We start from the raw sequence: 15998 nt of genomic DNA on the forward strand, positions 1-15998 counted from the left end.
GCGGGCCCGCCTAGGCTGGGAGTCGTCACCCCCTGTTCCCGTACGGAAGGGGGCGCCCCATGGCTTCCCCGTCGAAGGCGGGCGCGGCGCTGGCCGCGCTGCGCGAGGACCTCTCCGGCGACGTGTTCGCCCCGGGGGACGTGGGCTACGACGACGCCCGGACGGTGTTCAACGCGATGATCGACCGTCGTCCGGCGGTGATCGCGCAGTGCGTCGACGAGGACGACGTCGTGCGGGCCGTGCGGTTCGCGCGCGACCTGGATCTGAAGATCGCGGTGCGCGGCGGCGGACACAGCGTGGCGGGCACGGCCGTCAACGACAACAACCTGGTCGTCGACCTGCGGCACATGCGCGCGGTCACCGTCGACCCCGCGGCCGAGGCGGTACGGGTCGCGGGCGGCGCCACGATGAGCGACCTGGACCGGGCCACCCAGCCCCACGGTCTCGCCACGACCGGCGGCCGGGCCTCCACCACCGGCGTCGGCGGCTTCGTCCTCGGCGGCGGCTCCGGCTGGCTGGACCGCTGGTGCGGGCTGGCCGTCGACAACCTGCTCGGCGTCGAGCTGGTCACCGCCGACGGCGCACGGGTGCACGCGAACGCCGACGAGAACCCGGACCTGTTCTGGGCCCTGCACGGCGGCGGCGGCAACTTCGGCGTCGCCACCGCGCTCACCCTGAAGCTGTACGAGCTGCCCGAGTTCTCCATCGCCCTGCTGCTGTACCTCCCGGAGACCGGCCCCGAGGCCACCCGCACCTACCGTGACGTGATCACCGCCGCCCCGGACGAGGCGGGCGGCGCCGTGATCTACCTCACCGGCCCGCCCGCGGAGTTCGTCCCGCCGCACCTGGTCGGCACCCTGGTGTGCGGTGTGCTGCTCACGTACGCGGGCCCCGAGGGGGACCTGCGCAAGCTGGCCGAACCGCTGCTGGCGCTGCCGCACGGGGCGGAGGTCGTCGGCACGGTGCCGTACGCGGACGTGCAGTGCATGCTCGACGATCCGCCGGGGATGCGGAACTACTGGTCGGCGGAGTACCTGACCGGCGCGCCCGACGCGTTCCTGGACGTCTTCTGCGCCCGCGCCGGGTCCCTGCCGGTGCCGACCGGCACCCAGCACGTGCTGTTCCCGCAGGGCGGCGCGATCGCCGCCGGGCCGCACGCGTACCCGGTGGCCTTCCGGGACGCGCCGTGGGTGGTGCACCCCTTCGGGATCTGGGAGGACCCGGCGGACGACGAGCGGTGCGTGCGGTGGGTGCGGGACGTCCGCGCCGACGCCCGGCCGTGGCGCACCGGTGACGTGTACCTCAACTTCATCGGCGACGAGGGCGCCGAACGGGTCGTCGCCGGCGTCGGCGCCGAGAACGCCCGCCGGCTCGCGGAGCTGAAGCGGCGTTACGACCCCGACAACGTCTTCCGCTTCAACCACAACATCAGGCCGGCCTGAGCGAAGTCGGCGTGCGCTCCCCCGCCGGATCGCCCGCCGTCGCGGGCCCGGGACGGTCTCGTCGAGGCGCGCCTCGGCACGGGCGCCGATCCGGGCGCGTACGGCGCCGTCGTCGCGACCGGGCCGACCACGGCCGCGGCCTCGGCGGCGGGGCACGGACCGGGCCGGCGCGGCGATCCCCTGCCCGGCGGCCCGCGCACCGGGGTGCCGGTGCGCGCGGTCACGTCCTCCGGGCCGTTCCGGCCGATGGTCTCGTGGCGTTCGGGGCACGGGGCCTCAAGGCGCGGGGCCCCGGGGTGTTCGGACGTCGTGGCCTCGGGCCAGGAAGATCGTTCCGGTCGCGGCGCGGGATGTCGCCGTGGCGTCCGCGCAGGTAGCGTCCGCTGCATGGACAGCGGCACGGACCACCGACTCGACGGCCGGAGCGCCGGCATCACCGTCCAGCGGGCGCTGGAACTGCCCGGGCTGCGCAGCGGACTGCCCGAGATCCTCGCCGGCGCGGACCGGCTGGGACGCACGGTGCGCTGGGTGCACGCGGGCGAGGTCCCGAACATCGCCTCCCTGCTCAAGGGCGGCGAACTGCTGCTGACCACGGGCTACGGCCTCGGCACCCGCCCGGCGGAACAGCGGGCGTTCGTGCGCACGCTGGCCGAACGGGGCATCGTCGCGCTGGTGATCGAGCTGGGCCCGCGCTTCACGCGGCTGCCGGCGGCCGTGGTGGAGACGGCGCGGGCGACCGGCCTGCCCCTGGTGCAGCTGCACCGCGAGGTGCCGTTCGTGACGGTGACGGAGGAGATCCACACCGAGATCGTCAACGGCCACTACGCGCTGCTCCAGCGGGCGGAGGAGGTGCACCGCCGCTGCACGGAGGCGCTGCTGGGCGGGGGCGGGATCCCCCAGGTGCTGGGGATCCTGGCGGACTTCAGCGGCAACCCGGTCTTCCTGGAGACGACCGAGGGGCAGTTGCTCTACGCCGCCGGGGCCGGCCCGCAGGGGGCGGATCCGCTCCAGGTGTGGGAGGGGTTGCGCGGGCCGCAGAAGGACGCGCCGCCGCCCGCCGGCTCCGTGCTGGTGGACGTGCCCGGGGGCGGGCCGGGGGCGGGTTCGGTGCGCGCCCGGCTCGTGCTGCTGCCGGTGCGCGCCCCGCTCGCTCCGGTGCACCGGATCGCCGCCGAGCGGACGGCCGGGATCCTGGCCGTGGTGCTGATGCAGGCGCGGCAGGAGGAGGAGCTGGCGGCGCGGGGCCGCGGGGACTTCCTCACCGACCTCGCCGAAGGGCGCGTCGCGGCCGAGGACGCTCCGGCGCAGGCCCGTGTCCTGGGCTTCCGGCCCGGCGACAGCCCGCTGCTGCCGGTCGTCATGCGGCTGGGCGACACGCTCTCCCCGGGCGGCGGCTGGGCGGTGCTGGCGCGGGCGGTGGCGGAGGAGCTGGCGTCGGTCGGCGTGCCGGTCCTGCTGGGCGTCCGGCCGGTGGAGGGCCGGGTGCCGGTCCTGCTCGGTCTGCGTGCGGAGTCGGAGCGGTCGGCGGTCGCCGACCGGGTCGCGGCGGCGCTGCGGGCCGGTGTGGAGCGGGCCGGGATCCTGCGGCCGGGCGCCCCTTCGCCGGTCGTGGTCGTCGGGGTCGCGGGCGGCTGGGCGGCGGCCTCGGCGGGCCTGAGGCACGCGGCGGAGACGGCGACCGCCGCCCAGGGCCTGTCGGACCGGCCCTGGTACGACGCCCGCCGCCTCGACATCGACCTGCTGCTGTGGCGGCTGCGCGACCACCCGGACCTGGCGGCCTTCGTGGACCGCGCGATCGGCCCGGTCCGCGACCACGACCGCCGTTCCAGGCCGCCCCTGCTGCCCACGCTGGAGACCTATCTGGCGCACGCGGGCCGCAAGGCGGAGACGGCCCGCGAGCTGCACCTCAACCGCCAGACGCTGTACAACCGCCTCGCCCGCATCGGCGAGTTGCTGGGCACGGATCTCGACGACCCGCAGACGGTCCTGGCCCTGAGCCTGGCGCTGCGGGCCCGCCGGCTGGTCCCGTGATCCGCCACCGGGTCTTCCCGGGGGACGGGCGGGTTCAGATCATGGGCCGAAGCTGCGTCAGTTCGTCGTACACGCTGAGGACCTGGGCGACGGTCTCGTCCTCGCTCGGCCAGCCGGCCGCCTGACGGGTGCCCAGCTCCCGGAGCCGCTCGCGGCGTCCGGGGTCGTCGAGCAGCCGGACGACGGCGTCGGAGAGAGCGTCCGCGTCGCCGTGCGGCACGAACTCGGCCGCGTCGCCGACGAGTTCGCGGATGCCGCCGGTCAGGGCGGCCACCAGCGGCACCCGTGCGTGGAGGGCTTCCTGCGCCAGGACGGACCGCGCCTCCTCGCCGCCGGGCAGCAGGGCGAGGTCGGCCGCGGCCAGCAGTTCGCCCACGTCGTCCCGCCGCCCGACGAGCCGGACGGGCAGGCCTTCGTCCTCGATCCGGCGCTGCAGGTCCGCCCGCAGCGGCCCCTCCCCCGCGACGACGACCAGGGGCACGGGGTCCAGCCGGCGCCACGCGCGCGCGGCGTCCAGCAGGACGTCGTAGCCGCGGTGGCGCTCCAGGGAACCGACGGCCATCAGCAACGGGCGTCCGATCGCGCCCAGTTCGGCCCGCGCCTTGGGGCGCGGCCGGTCGGGCTCCTCCGCGGCCGGCTGGGGCCGGGGAAGCGCCACGGCGGCGAGCCGGGCGTCCCGTGCGCCCGTGCGGCGCGCCCGGTCCACGAGGTCGGAGGTGGTCCCGAGCACGACGGCGGCCGTCCTCGCGACCCGCCGCTCCAGCAGGCGCAGCAGATGGGCGCGGGCGCCCTCGGCGTACGCCCGGTTGTGCCAGGTGACGACGAGCGGGGTGCTCCGCCCGCTGAGCGCGAGCACGGCCCGGAAGGAGGCGTGCAGCCCGTGCGCGTGGACGAGGTCGGCGTCCGTGCAGGCCGCCCGCAGCGCCGCCACGGACGCGGGGTCGCTGCTGCGCGGCACGGGTACGTGGTCGGCTCCGGAGCCCGTGAAGTCGTAGGTGTGATCGGACTCGACGGGGGCGCACACCGTCACCCGCACGCCCCGCGCGACCAGCCCCGCGGCCAGGGAGCGCACGTGCGCGCTGCTGCCGGCGTTGCCGCCGCCCAGCACCTGCACGGTGCGCAGCGGCGACTGGCCGCGCGGTGAGTGGCTGCTCACGTGGCCGGGGCTCCTGGTTCGGCGTCGGACGGTCACGAGGAAACGTACAGAGGGGGCCGGCGGAGGGGTGGACCGCTCGCGCTCCTCCACGTACTCCGCCAAGGATGCCAGCACGTACGGGTGTTCCGTGCCGCCGAGCACCCGGGGGCCCGGCAACACGGCCCCACACATCACTCACACGAGTGAAGGAGGGCGGGGTTCTGTTCGATTGCGGGCCGCCGGGGAGGCCGTCGGGACGGAGCGGCGGCCGATCGGTCGGCACAGGGGCGGTTGCGGCGGTGCGGCGATCGACCGGTCGGGGAAGCCCGGGAGCAGCCCGGCCGAGGAGGCGATCCCGCGCGAGGGGCAGGACCCCCAGGTCACTGCCCCTCGTCCGTGTCCGGCGTTCCGGACCGCGTCCGGCGCTCCCGGTCCGCGTCCGACGCCTGCCGGACCTCCGTCCGGCGCTCCCGGTCCGCGTCCGACGCCTGCCGGACCTCCGTCCGGCGGTCTCGTCGCTACGCGTCCGCCCGCGCCGTCGCCAGCAGCTCCTCCGCGTGCGCCCGGGCCGTCTCCGAGTCCTCCTGACCGGCGAGCATCCGGGACAGCTCGCGGACGCGCTCCTCGCCCTCGAGGACCTTCACGCCGGAGCGGGTGACCGACCCGTCGTTCGTCTTCTCGACCAGCAGCTGCCGGTCGGCGAAGGCGGCGACCTGCGGAAGGTGGGTCACCACGACGACCTGCGCGGTCTTCGCGAGCCGCGCCAGCCGCCGCCCGATCTCGACCGCGGCCTTGCCGCCCACGCCCGCGTCGACCTCGTCGAAGAGGTACGTCGGCACGGGGTCCGTCCCCGCGAACACGACCTCCACCGCGAGCATCACGCGCGAGAGCTCACCGCCGGACGCGCCCTTGGCGATGGGCCGCGGCGGCGCGCCGGGGTGCGGGGCGAGCAGCAGCTCGACCTCGTCGGCGCCGGACGGCCCGTAGGCGACCGTCCGCCCGCCGACCTCGACGCCCTCCGGATCGTCGGCCTGCCGGATCTCGAACGACACGCGCGCGTGCGGCATGGCGAGCGACGCGAGCTCGGCGGTGACCGCGGCGGCGAACCGCTCGGCGGCCTCCGTCCGCGCGTCGGTCAGGGCCTGCGCCAGCCCGCCCAGCTCGGTGCGCAGGGCGTCCCGTTCGGCGGTCAGCTCGTCGATCCGCTCGTCGTCGCCCTCCAGCTCGGCGAGCCGCGCGGCACCGCGCTCGGCCCAGGCCAGCACCGCGGCGGCGTCCTCCCCGTACTTCCGGGTCAACGCGGTCAGCGCGGCGCGCCGCTCCTCCACGGCCGCCAGCCGCAGCGGGTCGGCGTCGAGGTCGTCGGCGTACCCGGCCAGCTCCCCCGCCACGTCGCCGAGCAGGATCCCGATCTCCCCGATCCGGTCCGCGAGCGCGGCGAGCGCCGGATCGTGCGACCGCACGGCTTCCAGGGCCCGCTGAGCGCCCGCGACGAGCGTCGCCGCGTCGATGCCCTCGGGGTCCTCCGGGTTGCCCGCCAGAGCGGCGTGGGCGGCCGTGGCGGCCGAGGACAGCGCCTCCGCGTGCCCCAGCCGCTCCGCCTCCTCCGCCAGCTCCACGTCCTCCCCGGCGCGCGGCTCCACCCCCGCGATCTCGTCGAGCCCGAAGCGCAGCATGTCGGCCTCCTGGGCCCGCTCACGCGCGCGCGTGGTGATCTCGTCGAGCTCCGCGGCCACGGCCCGCAGCCGCCGGTACGCCTCGGTGTACTCGGCGAGCGGCACGGCGACGGCGTCCCCGGCGTACCGGTCGAGCGCCTGCCGCTGCCGGGACAGCTTCAGCAGCCCCTGCTGGTCGGTCTGCCCGTGCACGGCGACGAGGTCGTCGGCCAGCTCGGCCAGCACACCCACCGGCACGCTCCGCCCGCCGACGTGCGCCCGCGACCGTCCTTCGGCGGAGACGGTCCGGCTGATCAGCAGCGCCCCGTCGTCGAGCTCCGCCCCGGCCTCCTCGGCCCGGGCGACCACGGAGGCGTCCGCGGGCACGGCGATCCGCCCCTCCACGACCGCCTTGCCGGCTCCGATCCGCACCAGCGCGGGATCGGCGCGCCCGCCCAGCAGCAGACCGAGGCTGGTGACCACCATGGTCTTGCCCGCGCCCGTCTCGCCGGTGACGGCGGTGAAGCCGGGCGACAGCTCGACGACCGCGTCGTCGATGACTCCGAGCGACCGTATCCGCATCTCCTCCAACACGGAGAAGACCTTACGAGGTCGGGGCGGACATGTGCGAGGCGCCCCGGTCACCCAGGCGGGTGGACCCGCCTCCAGGGGGTGCGGGACCGTGCCGGTGCGCGGCCCCGCCGCGAAGCGCTAGTGCCGGGCCCCGCGCCACCCGGAGACGGGCAGCGCGAACTTCGCCACGAGCCGATCGGTGAACGAGGCGTGGTGCAGTCGGGCGAGCCGCACCGGCACGGCCCCCCGCCGCACCTCCACCCGGGCCCCCGGCGGCAGCTCGAAGGTCCGCCGCCCGTCGCACCACAGCACACCCGGCGGGATGTGCGGCAGCAGCTCCACGGCGAGCACCGAGTCCGGCGAGGTCACGAGCGGCTTCGCGAACAGCGCGTGCGCGCTGATCGGCACCATCAGCAGCGCCTCCACCTCGGGCCACACCACGGGCCCGCCGGCGGAGAACGCGTAGGCGGTGGACCCGGTGGGCGTGGACAGGACGATCCCGTCGCACCCGAACCCGGTCACCGGCCGCCCGTCGATCTCCAGCACGACCTCGAGCAGCTTCTCGGCGCCGGCCTTCTGCACCGCCGCCTCGTTCAGCGCCCAGTCCGTGTGCACGATGTCGCCGTTGCGGTGCACGACGACGTCGACGGTCATCCGCTCCTCGACCTCGTACGCCTTCGACACCACCCGGTCGACGACCTTGTCCAGGTCGTCGCGCTCGGCCTCGGCGAGGAAGCCCACGCTGCCGAGGTTGACGCCGAGCATCGGCACCCCGGACGCCCGCGCGAACTCGGCGCCGCGCAGCAGCGTCCCGTCACCGCCGAGGACGATGAGCAGCTCGCACCCCTCCAGGCACTGCGGGGTGGCCTCGGCGACCAGCTCCACCTCGTCCGGCAGGGGCAGGTCGGCCGCCTCGTACTCCAGGACGCGCACGCCGATGCCCTCGCGCAGCAGCCCCTTCACCACCAGTTCCGCGCTGCGGATCGCCGCGGGCCGCCCCGTGTGGGCGAGCAGGAAAACAGTACGAGCTCGGTTCTGAGTCAACGCGGCCCCTCCGCCACTGCACGGTCAACGTCGGCCGGGTCCAGTTCCGCTGCTCCGGCCCGCAGCCACAGAAAGTACTCGACGTTCCCGGACGGACCGGGCAACGGACTGGCGGTGACACCCCGCACGCCGAGTCCGAGAGCCCACGCCTTCTCCGCCACGCCCCGCACGGCCTCGGCCCGCAGCTGCGGGCTGCGCACGACGCCCCCGCTGCCCAGCCGCTCCTTGCCCACCTCGAACTGCGGCTTGACCATCATCACCAGGTCGGCGTCCGGCTCGGTGCACCGTGCCAGGGCCGGCAGCACCAGCCCCAGCGAGATGAAGGACAAGTCCCCCACGACTAGATCCACTGGCTCCCCATCGATCGCTTCGAGCGTCAACTCGCGTACGTTCGTACGGTCCTTGACGGTGACGCGTTCATCGCTGCGAAGAGACCAGGCGAGTTGTCCGTAACCGACGTCGACGGCGACGACGTGCGCGGCCCCCGCCCGCAGCAGCACGTCGGTGAAGCCCCCGGTCGACGCGCCGGCGTCCAGCGCCCGCCGCCCCTCGACCACGAGCCCCCGCGGCACGAACGCCTCGAGCGCGCCGGCCAGCTTGTGTCCGCCCCGCGACACGTACTCGGGATCGCTGTCGTCGCCGGCGACGACGATGGCCGCCGCGGTCTCCACCTGTGTGGCCGGCTTGGTCGCGACGGTCTTCCCGACGGTGACCCGGCCCGCGGCGATCAGCTGCCCGGCATGCTCACGCGACCGCGCGAGCTTGCGGCGCACCAGCTCCGCGTCCAGACGACGACGTGCGACTCCTGCCACCTTCGGTTCAGCTCCTAGTGCCGTACGGGGACGGGGGCGCCGGAGGTCCCGGCCGGGCGTCGAGCGCGGTGAGCGCGTCGCGCAGCCCCCGGTGTACATCCTCGTACACCTCGACGTGGCCGTCCGTGGCGAGGTGGTCGGCGTCGGCCAGCCGCTCCAGCCGGGCGTCGACCTCGGCGTTGCCGGTGGGGGTGCGGGGGACGTCCAGCGGGGCGGGCGCGGCGGGGTCGTGCTCCGGCTCCTCGGGCGCGGTCCCCGGCTCCGGCTGCGTGTCGCTCATGACCAGACGCTACCGCGAACCCCTGGGGTACCGTCGTTCGCGATGGCCACGATCGAGGAGTGCCGTGCGGCACTGGAGAAGCTGTCCGAGAACATGCGCGGCGCGGAGGGGGACGTCCGTGCGGCCGCGTCCCTGGACCGTTCGGTGAGCTGCCGGATCACCGACCTGGACGTCACGTTCGCCGGCCGGATGACGGGCGGCCGCATCCTGGTGCAGGACACCCTGGCGGGCCCTCCCCGGGAGAAGGCCCAGATCAGGCTGGCCATGACCGGGGACGACCTGGTCGCCCTGGTCGGCGGCGAGCTGCACTTCGCGAAGGCCTGGGGCTCGGGCCGGGTACGGCTCGAGGCCGGTCTGCGCGACCTGTTCCACCTCAGGAAGCTTCTGCGGTGACCGCTTCCCTGACCCGGGCGCGCGCCCTGCGTGCCGCCGGCACCACCAGCGGCGTGCCCGTCTCCGGGTCGTCGATGACCTGACAGCGCAGCCCGAAGACCTCCTCGACCAGCCCGGCCGTGACGACGTCGTTCGGCGCGCCCTGCGCGATCACCGTGCCGCCCTTCAGCGCGATGAGGTGGGTGGCGTAGCGGGCGGCGTGGTTGAGGTCGTGCAGCACGGCCACCAGCGTGCGGCCCTGCTCCTCGTGCAGTTCGGCGCACAGGTCGAGGACGTCGATCTGGTGCTGGATGTCGAGGTACGTGGTCGGCTCGTCGAGCAGCAGCAGCGGGGTCTGCTGGGCGAGCGCCATCGCGATCCACACGCGCTGCCGCTGGCCGCCGGACAGCTCGTCGACGTACCGGTCGGCGAGTTCGGCGACGCCCGTCCGCGCCATCGACTCCCGCACGACCCGCTCGTCCTCCGCCGACCACTGGCGCAGGATGCCCTGGTGCGGGTAGCGGCCCCGGCCGACCAGGTCGGCGACGGTGATGCCGTCGGGCGCGATGGACGACTGCGGGAGCAGGCCCAGCGTCCGGGCGACCTTCTTCGCCGGCATCGACTGGATGACCTGCCCGTCGAGCAGCACCCGGCCCTCGCTCGGCTTCAGCATCCGCGACAGCGCCCGCAGCAGCGTCGACTTGCCGCAGGCGTTGGGGCCGACGATCACGGTGAAGGAGTTGTCGGGGATCTCCACCGACAGCTGTTCGGCGATGACCCGCTGGTCGTAGGCGAGGGTGACGTTCTCTGCGGACAGGCGGTTCACGCTGCTCCTTCGGTTGTTCGGCCCGTGGTCGGCACGGGTGGTGGCGTCCGGACCCGGCCTCATATCCGGCCCGCCCTGCGCTCGGTGACCAGCAGCCACAGCAGATAGACGCCGCCGAGCACGCCGGTGACCACGCCCACGGGCAGCTGTCCGTCGCCGAACAGCCGCTGCGACGCCCAGTCGGCGGTGACCAGGAGGGCGGCGCCCATGCACAGGGCGGGTACGAGGTTCGGCCCGGGCGAGCGGGTCAGGCGGCGGGCGAGCTGCGGCGCGGTGAGCGCCACGAAGGCGACCGGGCCGGCGGCGGCGGTGGCGGCCGCGGTGAGCAGCACGGCGGCGACCATCAGCAGCAGCCGTACGCGCTCCACCCGCACCCCGAGGGCGTTGGAGACGTCGTCGCCCATCTCCATCATCCGCAGCCCGCGCGCGTTGGCGAGGACCAGCGGGACGAGGACGCAGCACAGGACGAGCAGCGGCCAGACCTGCTTCCAGTCGCGGCCGTCGAGCGAGCCCGTCATCCACACGATCGCGCGGGCCGCGTCGACGAGGTCGGCCTTGGTGATCAGGAAGCCGTTGACCGCGGTGGCGATGGCCGACACGCCGATGCCGACGAGCACGAGCCGGTAGCCGTGCACCCCGCGCTTCCAGGCGAGCAGGTAGATGGCGGCCCCGGTCACCAGACCGCCGACGAGCGCACCGACGGCCACCTGATGGGCGGAACCGGACATCAGCACGATCACCACGAGAGCGCCGGCCGTCGCCCCCTGCCCGAGCCCGAGCACGTCGGGGCTGCCCAGCGGATTGCGGGACACGGCCTGGAACACGGCGCCACCGAGCCCCAGCGCCGCACCGACCAGCAGCCCGACGAGGACGCGCGGCAGCCGCAGCTCGTTGACGATGAACTCCTGGCCCGCGGTGCCGTCGCCCGCCAGCGTCTTCAGCACGTCGCCGGCCGGGATCGGGAAGTCTCCGGTGCCGATCAGCACCACGCTCGCGGCGAGCGCGGCGACCACCAGCAGCACGACGACCACCAGGGCGCGCACGTCCACCCGCACGGAGAGCCCGCCGGGGCCGCGCAGGGCCCGCCGGGCGCCCGCGGCGCGGCTCCCGGCACGAGCGGTCCCCTCCGCCGTCACGCTGCCTCCCGCCCCGGTCCTCGCCGCCGTCTCCGTCACGTCCTTCGCGGTCCTGGATGCGGTCTTCACAGCTGGGCCGTCCTCCGCCGTCGTACGAGAAAGATGAAGACCGGGCCGCCGATGATCGCGGTGATGATGCCGACCTGGACCTCCGACGGCCGGGCGACGACCCGGCCGATCACGTCCGAGCCGAGCAGCAGCACCGGCGACAGGATCGCCGCGTACGGCATGATCCAGCGCAGGTCGGGACCGGTGAAGGAGCGCACGACGTGCGGGACCATCAGCCCGACGAACACGATCGGTCCGCAGGCGGCGGTCGCGGCGCCGCACAGCACGGTGGCGGCGAGCATGGACAGGGCCCGGGTGCGGTTGAGGTGCGCCCCGAGCGCCCTGGCGGTGTCGTCGCCCATGGCCATCGCGTTCAGCGGCCGGGCGAGGACGAACGCCAGCAGCGTGCCGGCCACCAGGAACGGCAGCACCTCCCGGATGACCTCGTCGGTCGCGGCGGTCAGCGAGCCGACCGTCCAGAAGCGCATCCTGGCCAGCGCCGCCTTGTCCATGATCATGACGGCCTGGACGTAACCGAAGAGCGCGGCGCTGATCGCGGTGCCGGCGAGCGCGAGCCGCACCGGCGTGGCTCCCCGGCTGCCGCCGAGGAACCAGACCAGCGCACCGACCGCGGCCGCGCCGCAGAAGGCGAACCACACGTAGCCGGTCAGGCTGGTGACGCCGAAGTAGGTGATGGCGGTGACCACGGCGGCCGAGGCGCCCGCGTTGATGCCGAGCAGGCCGGGGTCGGCCAGCGGATTGCGCGTCAGGGCCTGGAGCACGGCGCCGGAGAGCCCCAGCGCGGCGCCGACCAGCAGCCCCAGCACGGTCCGCGACAGCCGCTCGTCGACGACCACGTCCGCGTACGTGCCCGAGTCCTCGAACAGCCCGTGCCACACCTGGGCGACGGACAGCTCCTTCGCTCCGACGGCGATGCTCGCCACCGCCACCAGCAGCAGGATCCCGACGGAGACGAGCAGTCCAACGGAACGCGTCGCCCAGCGGGTTGGGGGCGCGGGGGCGGTCTCCGCGCGCTGTTCGGGAACACTGTCGACCAACACGTAGTTAGGTTAGCCTACCCTGCCAACTCCCCTCGATCCCTGGTCACGGACCTCCAGGTCACACGGGTTCACGTCCGGGTGCGGCTCGCGGCCGGCGCGGCCTCAGAGCCCCAGCCGCGCCAGCGCCTTGCCCCCGTCCAGCGCGCACGACCCCTCGCCCGCCGCCGTCCAGGCAGCGGCGCACAGCGCCCTCAGCCCGTCCAGGGCCTCGCCCTCCCCGGCCACCCGCAGGTCCCCGTCCCCCGCCTGCGCCGTCCATCCCCCGCACCGGAAGCCGTCCCCGTCCGCCACGACCTCGGGCTGCCCGGTGAGCAGGCCCCGCAGATCGGCGTCCACGTACGTCGGCCGGTGCTGCGGCGGCGCGGCGAGGAGCTGCGCCCCGTCGGTCACGCCGGTCAGCACGAGCAGCGAGTCCACCTCGCCGTTGAACGCCCCCTCGATGTCGGTGTCCAGCCGGTCCCCGACGACCAGCGGCCGCTCGGCGCCGGTGCGCAGGATCGTCTCCCGGTGCATGGGAGGCAGCGGCTTGCCCGCGACCTGCGGATCGGCCCCGGTCGCGATCCGCACGACCTCCACCGCGGCGCCGTTCCCCGGGGCGATGCCCCGCCCGCTCGGAATGGTCAGATCGGTGTTGGACGCGAACCACGGCACCCCCCGCGCCACGGCGTACGACGCCTCCGCGAACCGCCCCCACGGCAGGTCCGGCCCGCCGTACCCCTGCACGACGGCCGCCGGGTCGTCGTCCGCCGACTCCACCGGCACCAGTCCGCGCTCCCGCAACGCGACCCGCAGCCCTTCCCCGCCGATCACCAGCACCCGCGCTCCCGCCGGCACCTGCTCACTGATCAGCCGGGCCACCGCCTGCGCGGAGGTGATGACGTCCCCGGCCTCCGCCGGTATGCCCAATTCGGTCAGATGCGCGGCCACGGCGTCCGGCGTCCGCAGCGCGTTGTTGGTGACGTACGCGAGGTGCATCCCGCCCGAGCGCGCCGCGGCCAGCGACGCCACGGCGTGCACGATCGCGCTGCCGCCCGCGTACACCACCCCGTCCAGATCGAGCAGCGCCGTGTCGTACGCCTCGCTCAGGGCCTGCCCACTGCCCCCGGGCTCCGTCCTGACGCTCCGGCTCATTCCGCATCGCTCCTCGTTCAGTCGCTTTCCCCGATCATGCCGCATGCCGCTGACACACGTACGATGCCGGGATGAACACAGCAGGTCACTCGGAAGCAACGGCGCCCCGAGGCCTGGAACTCACCCCGTTCCGAGGCCTGCGCTACGACCCCGACCGGGTCGGCAGTCTCGCCGCCGTCACCTCCCCGCCGTACGACGTCGTGGTCCGTCCCGACGGCCTGCACCACCTCCAGGACGCGGATCCGCACAACATCGTCCGTCTGATCCTCCCCCAGGCGACCACGCCCGGTGTCCGCAACGAGCAGGCCGCCGCCACCCTCCGCCGCTGGCTCGGCGAGGGCGTCCTGACCGCCGATCCCGAACCGGCCCTGTACGTCTACGAGCAGCGGCACACCGACGGCATGCTCCAGCGCGGCCTCATCGGCACCCTGCGCGTCTCCGAGCCCTCGGCCGGCGTGGTGCTTCCGCACGAGGACGTCATGCCGCACGTCGTCGCCGACCGCGCGGCCCTCATGCGCGCCACGTGCGCCAACCTCGAGCCCCTCCTGCTCACCTACCGCGGCAACAGCACGGCCGCGGAGGTCGTGGAACGCACCGCCGAGAAGCCCCCGCTCCTGTCCACGACCACGGAGGACGGTTTCAGCCACCGCCTCTGGTCGATCACCGACCCCACCGAGGTCGCCCGGGTCCAGGCCGACCTCTCCCACCGCCAGGCCCTGATCGCCGACGGCCATCACCGCTGGGCCACCTACCGCCGTCTACGCGCGGAGCACCCCTCCCCGAGCCCCTGGGACCACGGACTGGTCCTCCTGGTCGACACGGCCCGCTATCCCCTGCGCGTCCGCGCCATCCACCGCCTCCTGCACGGCCTGCCCGTCCACGAGGCCCTGTCCTCCGTCGAGGGGCTGTTCCGCGTCCGCCGTCTGGAGGCGCCCCTGCCGGAGGCGCTCGCCGCCCTGGCCGACGCCGCCTGCGCGGGCAACGCCTTCCTGCTGGCCGGCGACGGCTCCTTCCACCTCCTCGACCGCCCGGACCCGGCCCTCATCGAGCGCACGGTCCCCGCCGACCGCCCACCGGCCTGGCGCGCCCTGGACGCGACCGTCCTGCACGCCGCGCTCCTCGGCCACGTGTGGCACGTCCCCGAGGACGATCCCACGCGCATCGCCTACATCCACGACACGGCCGCCACGGTCGAGAAGGCGGAACGCGACGGCGGGACGGCGGTCCTGCTGCACCCCGTCCGCGAAGAGGTGGTCCGCGACCTCGCCCGCCAGGGCGTCACGATGCCCCGCAAGTCGACGTCCTTCGGCCCGAAACCGGCCTCGGGCCTGGTCCTGCGCGCCCTGGACCTCTGAGCCTCCCCAGCGGCACGTGCGTCCGCACGCGCCCGGACGCACGAAAGGGGCGGAACCCCGGTCATCCCGGGGTTCCGCCCCTTTCCCTCACGCGCGTCAGTCCTGGGCGTCGCCCTTGTCCTCGGCCGGCGCGCCCTCGGCCGCGTCCTCGTCGAGCGCGTCGACGAACTCCACGCCGTCCAGCTCCGCCAGCCGGTCGGAGGCGTCCGTGCTGCCGTCCCGGTCGGCCTCGACGGCCTTCGCGAACCACTCCCGCGCCTCGCGGTCCCGCCCGACGGCCAGCAGCGCGTCGGCGTAGGCGTACCGCAGCCGCGCGGTCCACGGCTGCACCGAGCTGGAGGCCAGTTCGGGGCTCTGCAGCGTCACGATGGCCGCGTCCAGCTGCCCCATGTCACGCCGGGCGCCGGCCGCGACGAGCCGCATCTCGACCTGGCCCGCCTTGTCGAGCTTGTGCACCTCGGGCGCCCCGGCCATGTCGAGCGCCTTCTCCGGCCGCCCGAGCCCGCGCTCGCAGTCGGCCATCACGGGCCACAGCTCCACGCTGCCGGTCATCCGCCGGGCGGCCCGGAACTCGGCCAGCGCCTCGCTGTACTTCTGGTTGGCGTACGCGGCGAACCCGGCCGCCTCGCGCACGGCGGCGACCCGGGACGCGAGCCGCAGGGCCACCTTGGAGTACCCGTAGGCACCCTCGGGGTCCTCGTCGATGAGCCGCGCGACCATCACCAGGTTCTTGGCGACGTCCTCCGCGAGCGTCTTCGGCAGGCTCTGCAGCTCCTGCCGCACGTCCTTGTCGATCTCGTCGCCGGTGACGTCCTCCGGGATCGGCAGCCGCTTGATCGGCTCGCGGTCCCGGTCCCGGTCCCGCTCGTCGCGGAACCGCCCGCCGCCGCGCCGGTCGTCCCGTCCGTCGCGCCCCCGGAAACCGCCGGGGCGGCCGCCCCGGTCGTCACGACGGGGGCCACGCCCACCGCGGTCGTCCCGCCCGCGGAACCCACCGCGCTCGCCGCCCCGGCTGTCGTCACGCCGGAACCCGCCACGGTCCTCACCACGCCGGTCGTCGCGCCGGTCGTCGCGGCGGTCGTCGCGGCGGTCGTCGC

14 protein-coding genes are annotated in these 15998 nt (G+C 74.9%); 4 read left to right on the plus strand and 10 right to left on the minus strand.

Going from position 1 to position 15998, the window contains the following annotated elements:
* Nucleotides 1–59 precede the first annotated feature (59 nt).
* Together ACH4F6_RS19775 and ACH4F6_RS19780 are read left to right on the plus strand one after the other, a co-directional pair.
* Nucleotides 60–1442 carry an FAD-binding oxidoreductase gene (locus ACH4F6_RS19775; protein WP_397961512.1) on the plus strand — a complete coding sequence of 461 codons (1383 nt, stop codon included), beginning with the start codon at nt 60–62 and terminating at the stop codon, nt 1440–1442.
* Nucleotides 1443–1829: 387 nt separating this feature from the next.
* Nucleotides 1830–3473 carry a PucR family transcriptional regulator gene (locus ACH4F6_RS19780; protein ID WP_397961513.1) on the plus strand — a complete coding sequence of 548 codons (1644 nt, stop codon included), beginning with the start codon at nt 1830–1832 and terminating at the stop codon, nt 3471–3473.
* 34 nt (nt 3474–3507) lie between these two features.
* Here ACH4F6_RS19780 and ACH4F6_RS19785 read toward each other — a convergent pair whose 3' ends face one another.
* From ACH4F6_RS19785 to ACH4F6_RS19805, 5 genes are all read right to left on the minus strand, one after another.
* Nucleotides 3508–4629: a glycosyltransferase family 4 protein gene (locus ACH4F6_RS19785; RefSeq protein WP_397961514.1), complete on the minus strand. Its 1122-nt coding sequence runs from the start codon at nt 4627–4629 to the stop codon at nt 3508–3510.
* Nucleotides 4630–5126: 497 nt separating this feature from the next.
* Nucleotides 5127–6845 carry a DNA repair protein RecN gene (gene recN / locus ACH4F6_RS19790; RefSeq protein ID WP_397961540.1) on the minus strand — a complete coding sequence of 573 codons (1719 nt, stop codon included), beginning with the start codon at nt 6843–6845 and terminating at the stop codon, nt 5127–5129.
* Between the two features lie 129 nt (nt 6846–6974).
* Nucleotides 6975–7880, minus strand: coding sequence for an NAD kinase (locus ACH4F6_RS19795; RefSeq protein ID WP_397961515.1), 906 nt, complete (start codon nt 7878–7880; stop codon nt 6975–6977).
* Complete coding sequence (locus ACH4F6_RS19800) at nt 7877–8692, minus strand: TlyA family RNA methyltransferase (protein ID WP_397961516.1); 816 nt, start codon at nt 8690–8692, stop codon at nt 7877–7879. The genes ACH4F6_RS19795 and ACH4F6_RS19800 overlap by 4 nt, the downstream gene beginning before the upstream one ends.
* A 7-nt stretch (nt 8693–8699) precedes the next feature.
* Nucleotides 8700–8972: a hypothetical protein gene (locus tag ACH4F6_RS19805; RefSeq protein WP_397961517.1), complete on the minus strand. Its 273-nt coding sequence runs from the start codon at nt 8970–8972 to the stop codon at nt 8700–8702.
* A 42-nt stretch (nt 8973–9014) separates the two neighbouring features.
* Between ACH4F6_RS19805 and ACH4F6_RS19810 the strand changes: the two genes are divergently transcribed.
* Nucleotides 9015–9365: a sterol-binding protein gene (locus ACH4F6_RS19810; protein WP_397961518.1), complete on the plus strand. Its 351-nt coding sequence runs from the start codon at nt 9015–9017 to the stop codon at nt 9363–9365.
* On the opposite strand, the gene ACH4F6_RS19815 is transcribed toward ACH4F6_RS19810, so the two are convergent.
* The 4 genes from ACH4F6_RS19815 to ACH4F6_RS19830 all read right to left on the minus strand — a co-directional run bounded on the left by ACH4F6_RS19815 (nt 9346) and on the right by ACH4F6_RS19830 (nt 13546).
* Nucleotides 9346–10233, minus strand: a complete 888-nt coding sequence (locus ACH4F6_RS19815) for an ABC transporter ATP-binding protein (protein WP_397961519.1) — start codon at nt 10231–10233, stop codon at nt 9346–9348. The two genes, ACH4F6_RS19810 and ACH4F6_RS19815, sit on opposite strands and share 20 nt — an antisense overlap.
* The gene (locus tag ACH4F6_RS19820) at nt 10230–11306 is read right to left on the minus strand and encodes a FecCD family ABC transporter permease (RefSeq protein ID WP_397961541.1); all 1077 of its coding nucleotides are present in this window, start codon (nt 11304–11306) and stop codon (nt 10230–10232) included. Before ACH4F6_RS19820 ends, ACH4F6_RS19815 begins: the two co-directional genes overlap by 4 nt.
* Before the next feature lie 65 nt (nt 11307–11371).
* Nucleotides 11372–12415, minus strand: coding sequence for a FecCD family ABC transporter permease (locus ACH4F6_RS19825; protein WP_397961520.1), 1044 nt, complete (start codon nt 12413–12415; stop codon nt 11372–11374).
* A 102-nt stretch (nt 12416–12517) separates the two neighbouring features.
* Entirely contained in the window at nt 12518–13546 is a 1029-nt protein-coding gene (locus ACH4F6_RS19830; RefSeq protein ID WP_397961521.1) for an HAD hydrolase-like protein, read from the minus strand.
* A gap of 71 nt (nt 13547–13617) precedes the next feature.
* On the opposite strand from ACH4F6_RS19830, the gene ACH4F6_RS19835 reads away from it, so the two are divergent.
* On the plus strand, nt 13618–14901 hold the full coding sequence (locus ACH4F6_RS19835; protein WP_397961522.1) for a DUF1015 domain-containing protein: 1284 nt from the start codon (nt 13618–13620) through the stop codon (nt 14899–14901).
* Nucleotides 14902–14997: 96 nt separating this feature from the next.
* On the opposite strand, the gene ACH4F6_RS19840 is transcribed toward ACH4F6_RS19835, so the two are convergent.
* Complete coding sequence (locus ACH4F6_RS19840) at nt 14998–15729, minus strand: hypothetical protein (protein ID WP_397961542.1); 732 nt, start codon at nt 15727–15729, stop codon at nt 14998–15000.
* Nucleotides 15730–15998 lie beyond the last annotated feature (269 nt).

This window comes from Streptomyces sp. NPDC017936 (assembly GCF_044328485.1).
Lineage (GTDB): Bacteria > Actinomycetota > Actinomycetes > Streptomycetales > Streptomycetaceae > Streptomyces.

Coding starts and splice junctions, on each gene's coding strand:
- ACH4F6_RS19775 (WP_397961512.1), top strand. CDS start 60: ATGGCTTCCCCGTCGAAGGCGGGCGCGGCGCTGGCCGCGCTGCGCGAG.
- ACH4F6_RS19780 (WP_397961513.1), top strand. CDS start 1,830: ATGGACAGCGGCACGGACCACCGACTCGACGGCCGGAGCGCCGGCATC.
- recN (WP_397961540.1), bottom strand. CDS start 6,845: ATGCGGATACGGTCGCTCGGAGTCATCGACGACGCGGTCGTCGAGCTG.
- ACH4F6_RS19805 (WP_397961517.1), bottom strand. CDS start 8,972: ATGAGCGACACGCAGCCGGAGCCGGGGACCGCGCCCGAGGAGCCGGAG.
- ACH4F6_RS19810 (WP_397961518.1), top strand. CDS start 9,015: ATGGCCACGATCGAGGAGTGCCGTGCGGCACTGGAGAAGCTGTCCGAG.
- ACH4F6_RS19815 (WP_397961519.1), bottom strand. CDS start 10,233: ATGAGGCCGGGTCCGGACGCCACCACCCGTGCCGACCACGGGCCGAAC.
- ACH4F6_RS19830 (WP_397961521.1), bottom strand. CDS start 13,546: ATGAGCCGGAGCGTCAGGACGGAGCCCGGGGGCAGTGGGCAGGCCCTG.
- ACH4F6_RS19835 (WP_397961522.1), top strand. CDS start 13,618: ATGAACACAGCAGGTCACTCGGAAGCAACGGCGCCCCGAGGCCTGGAA.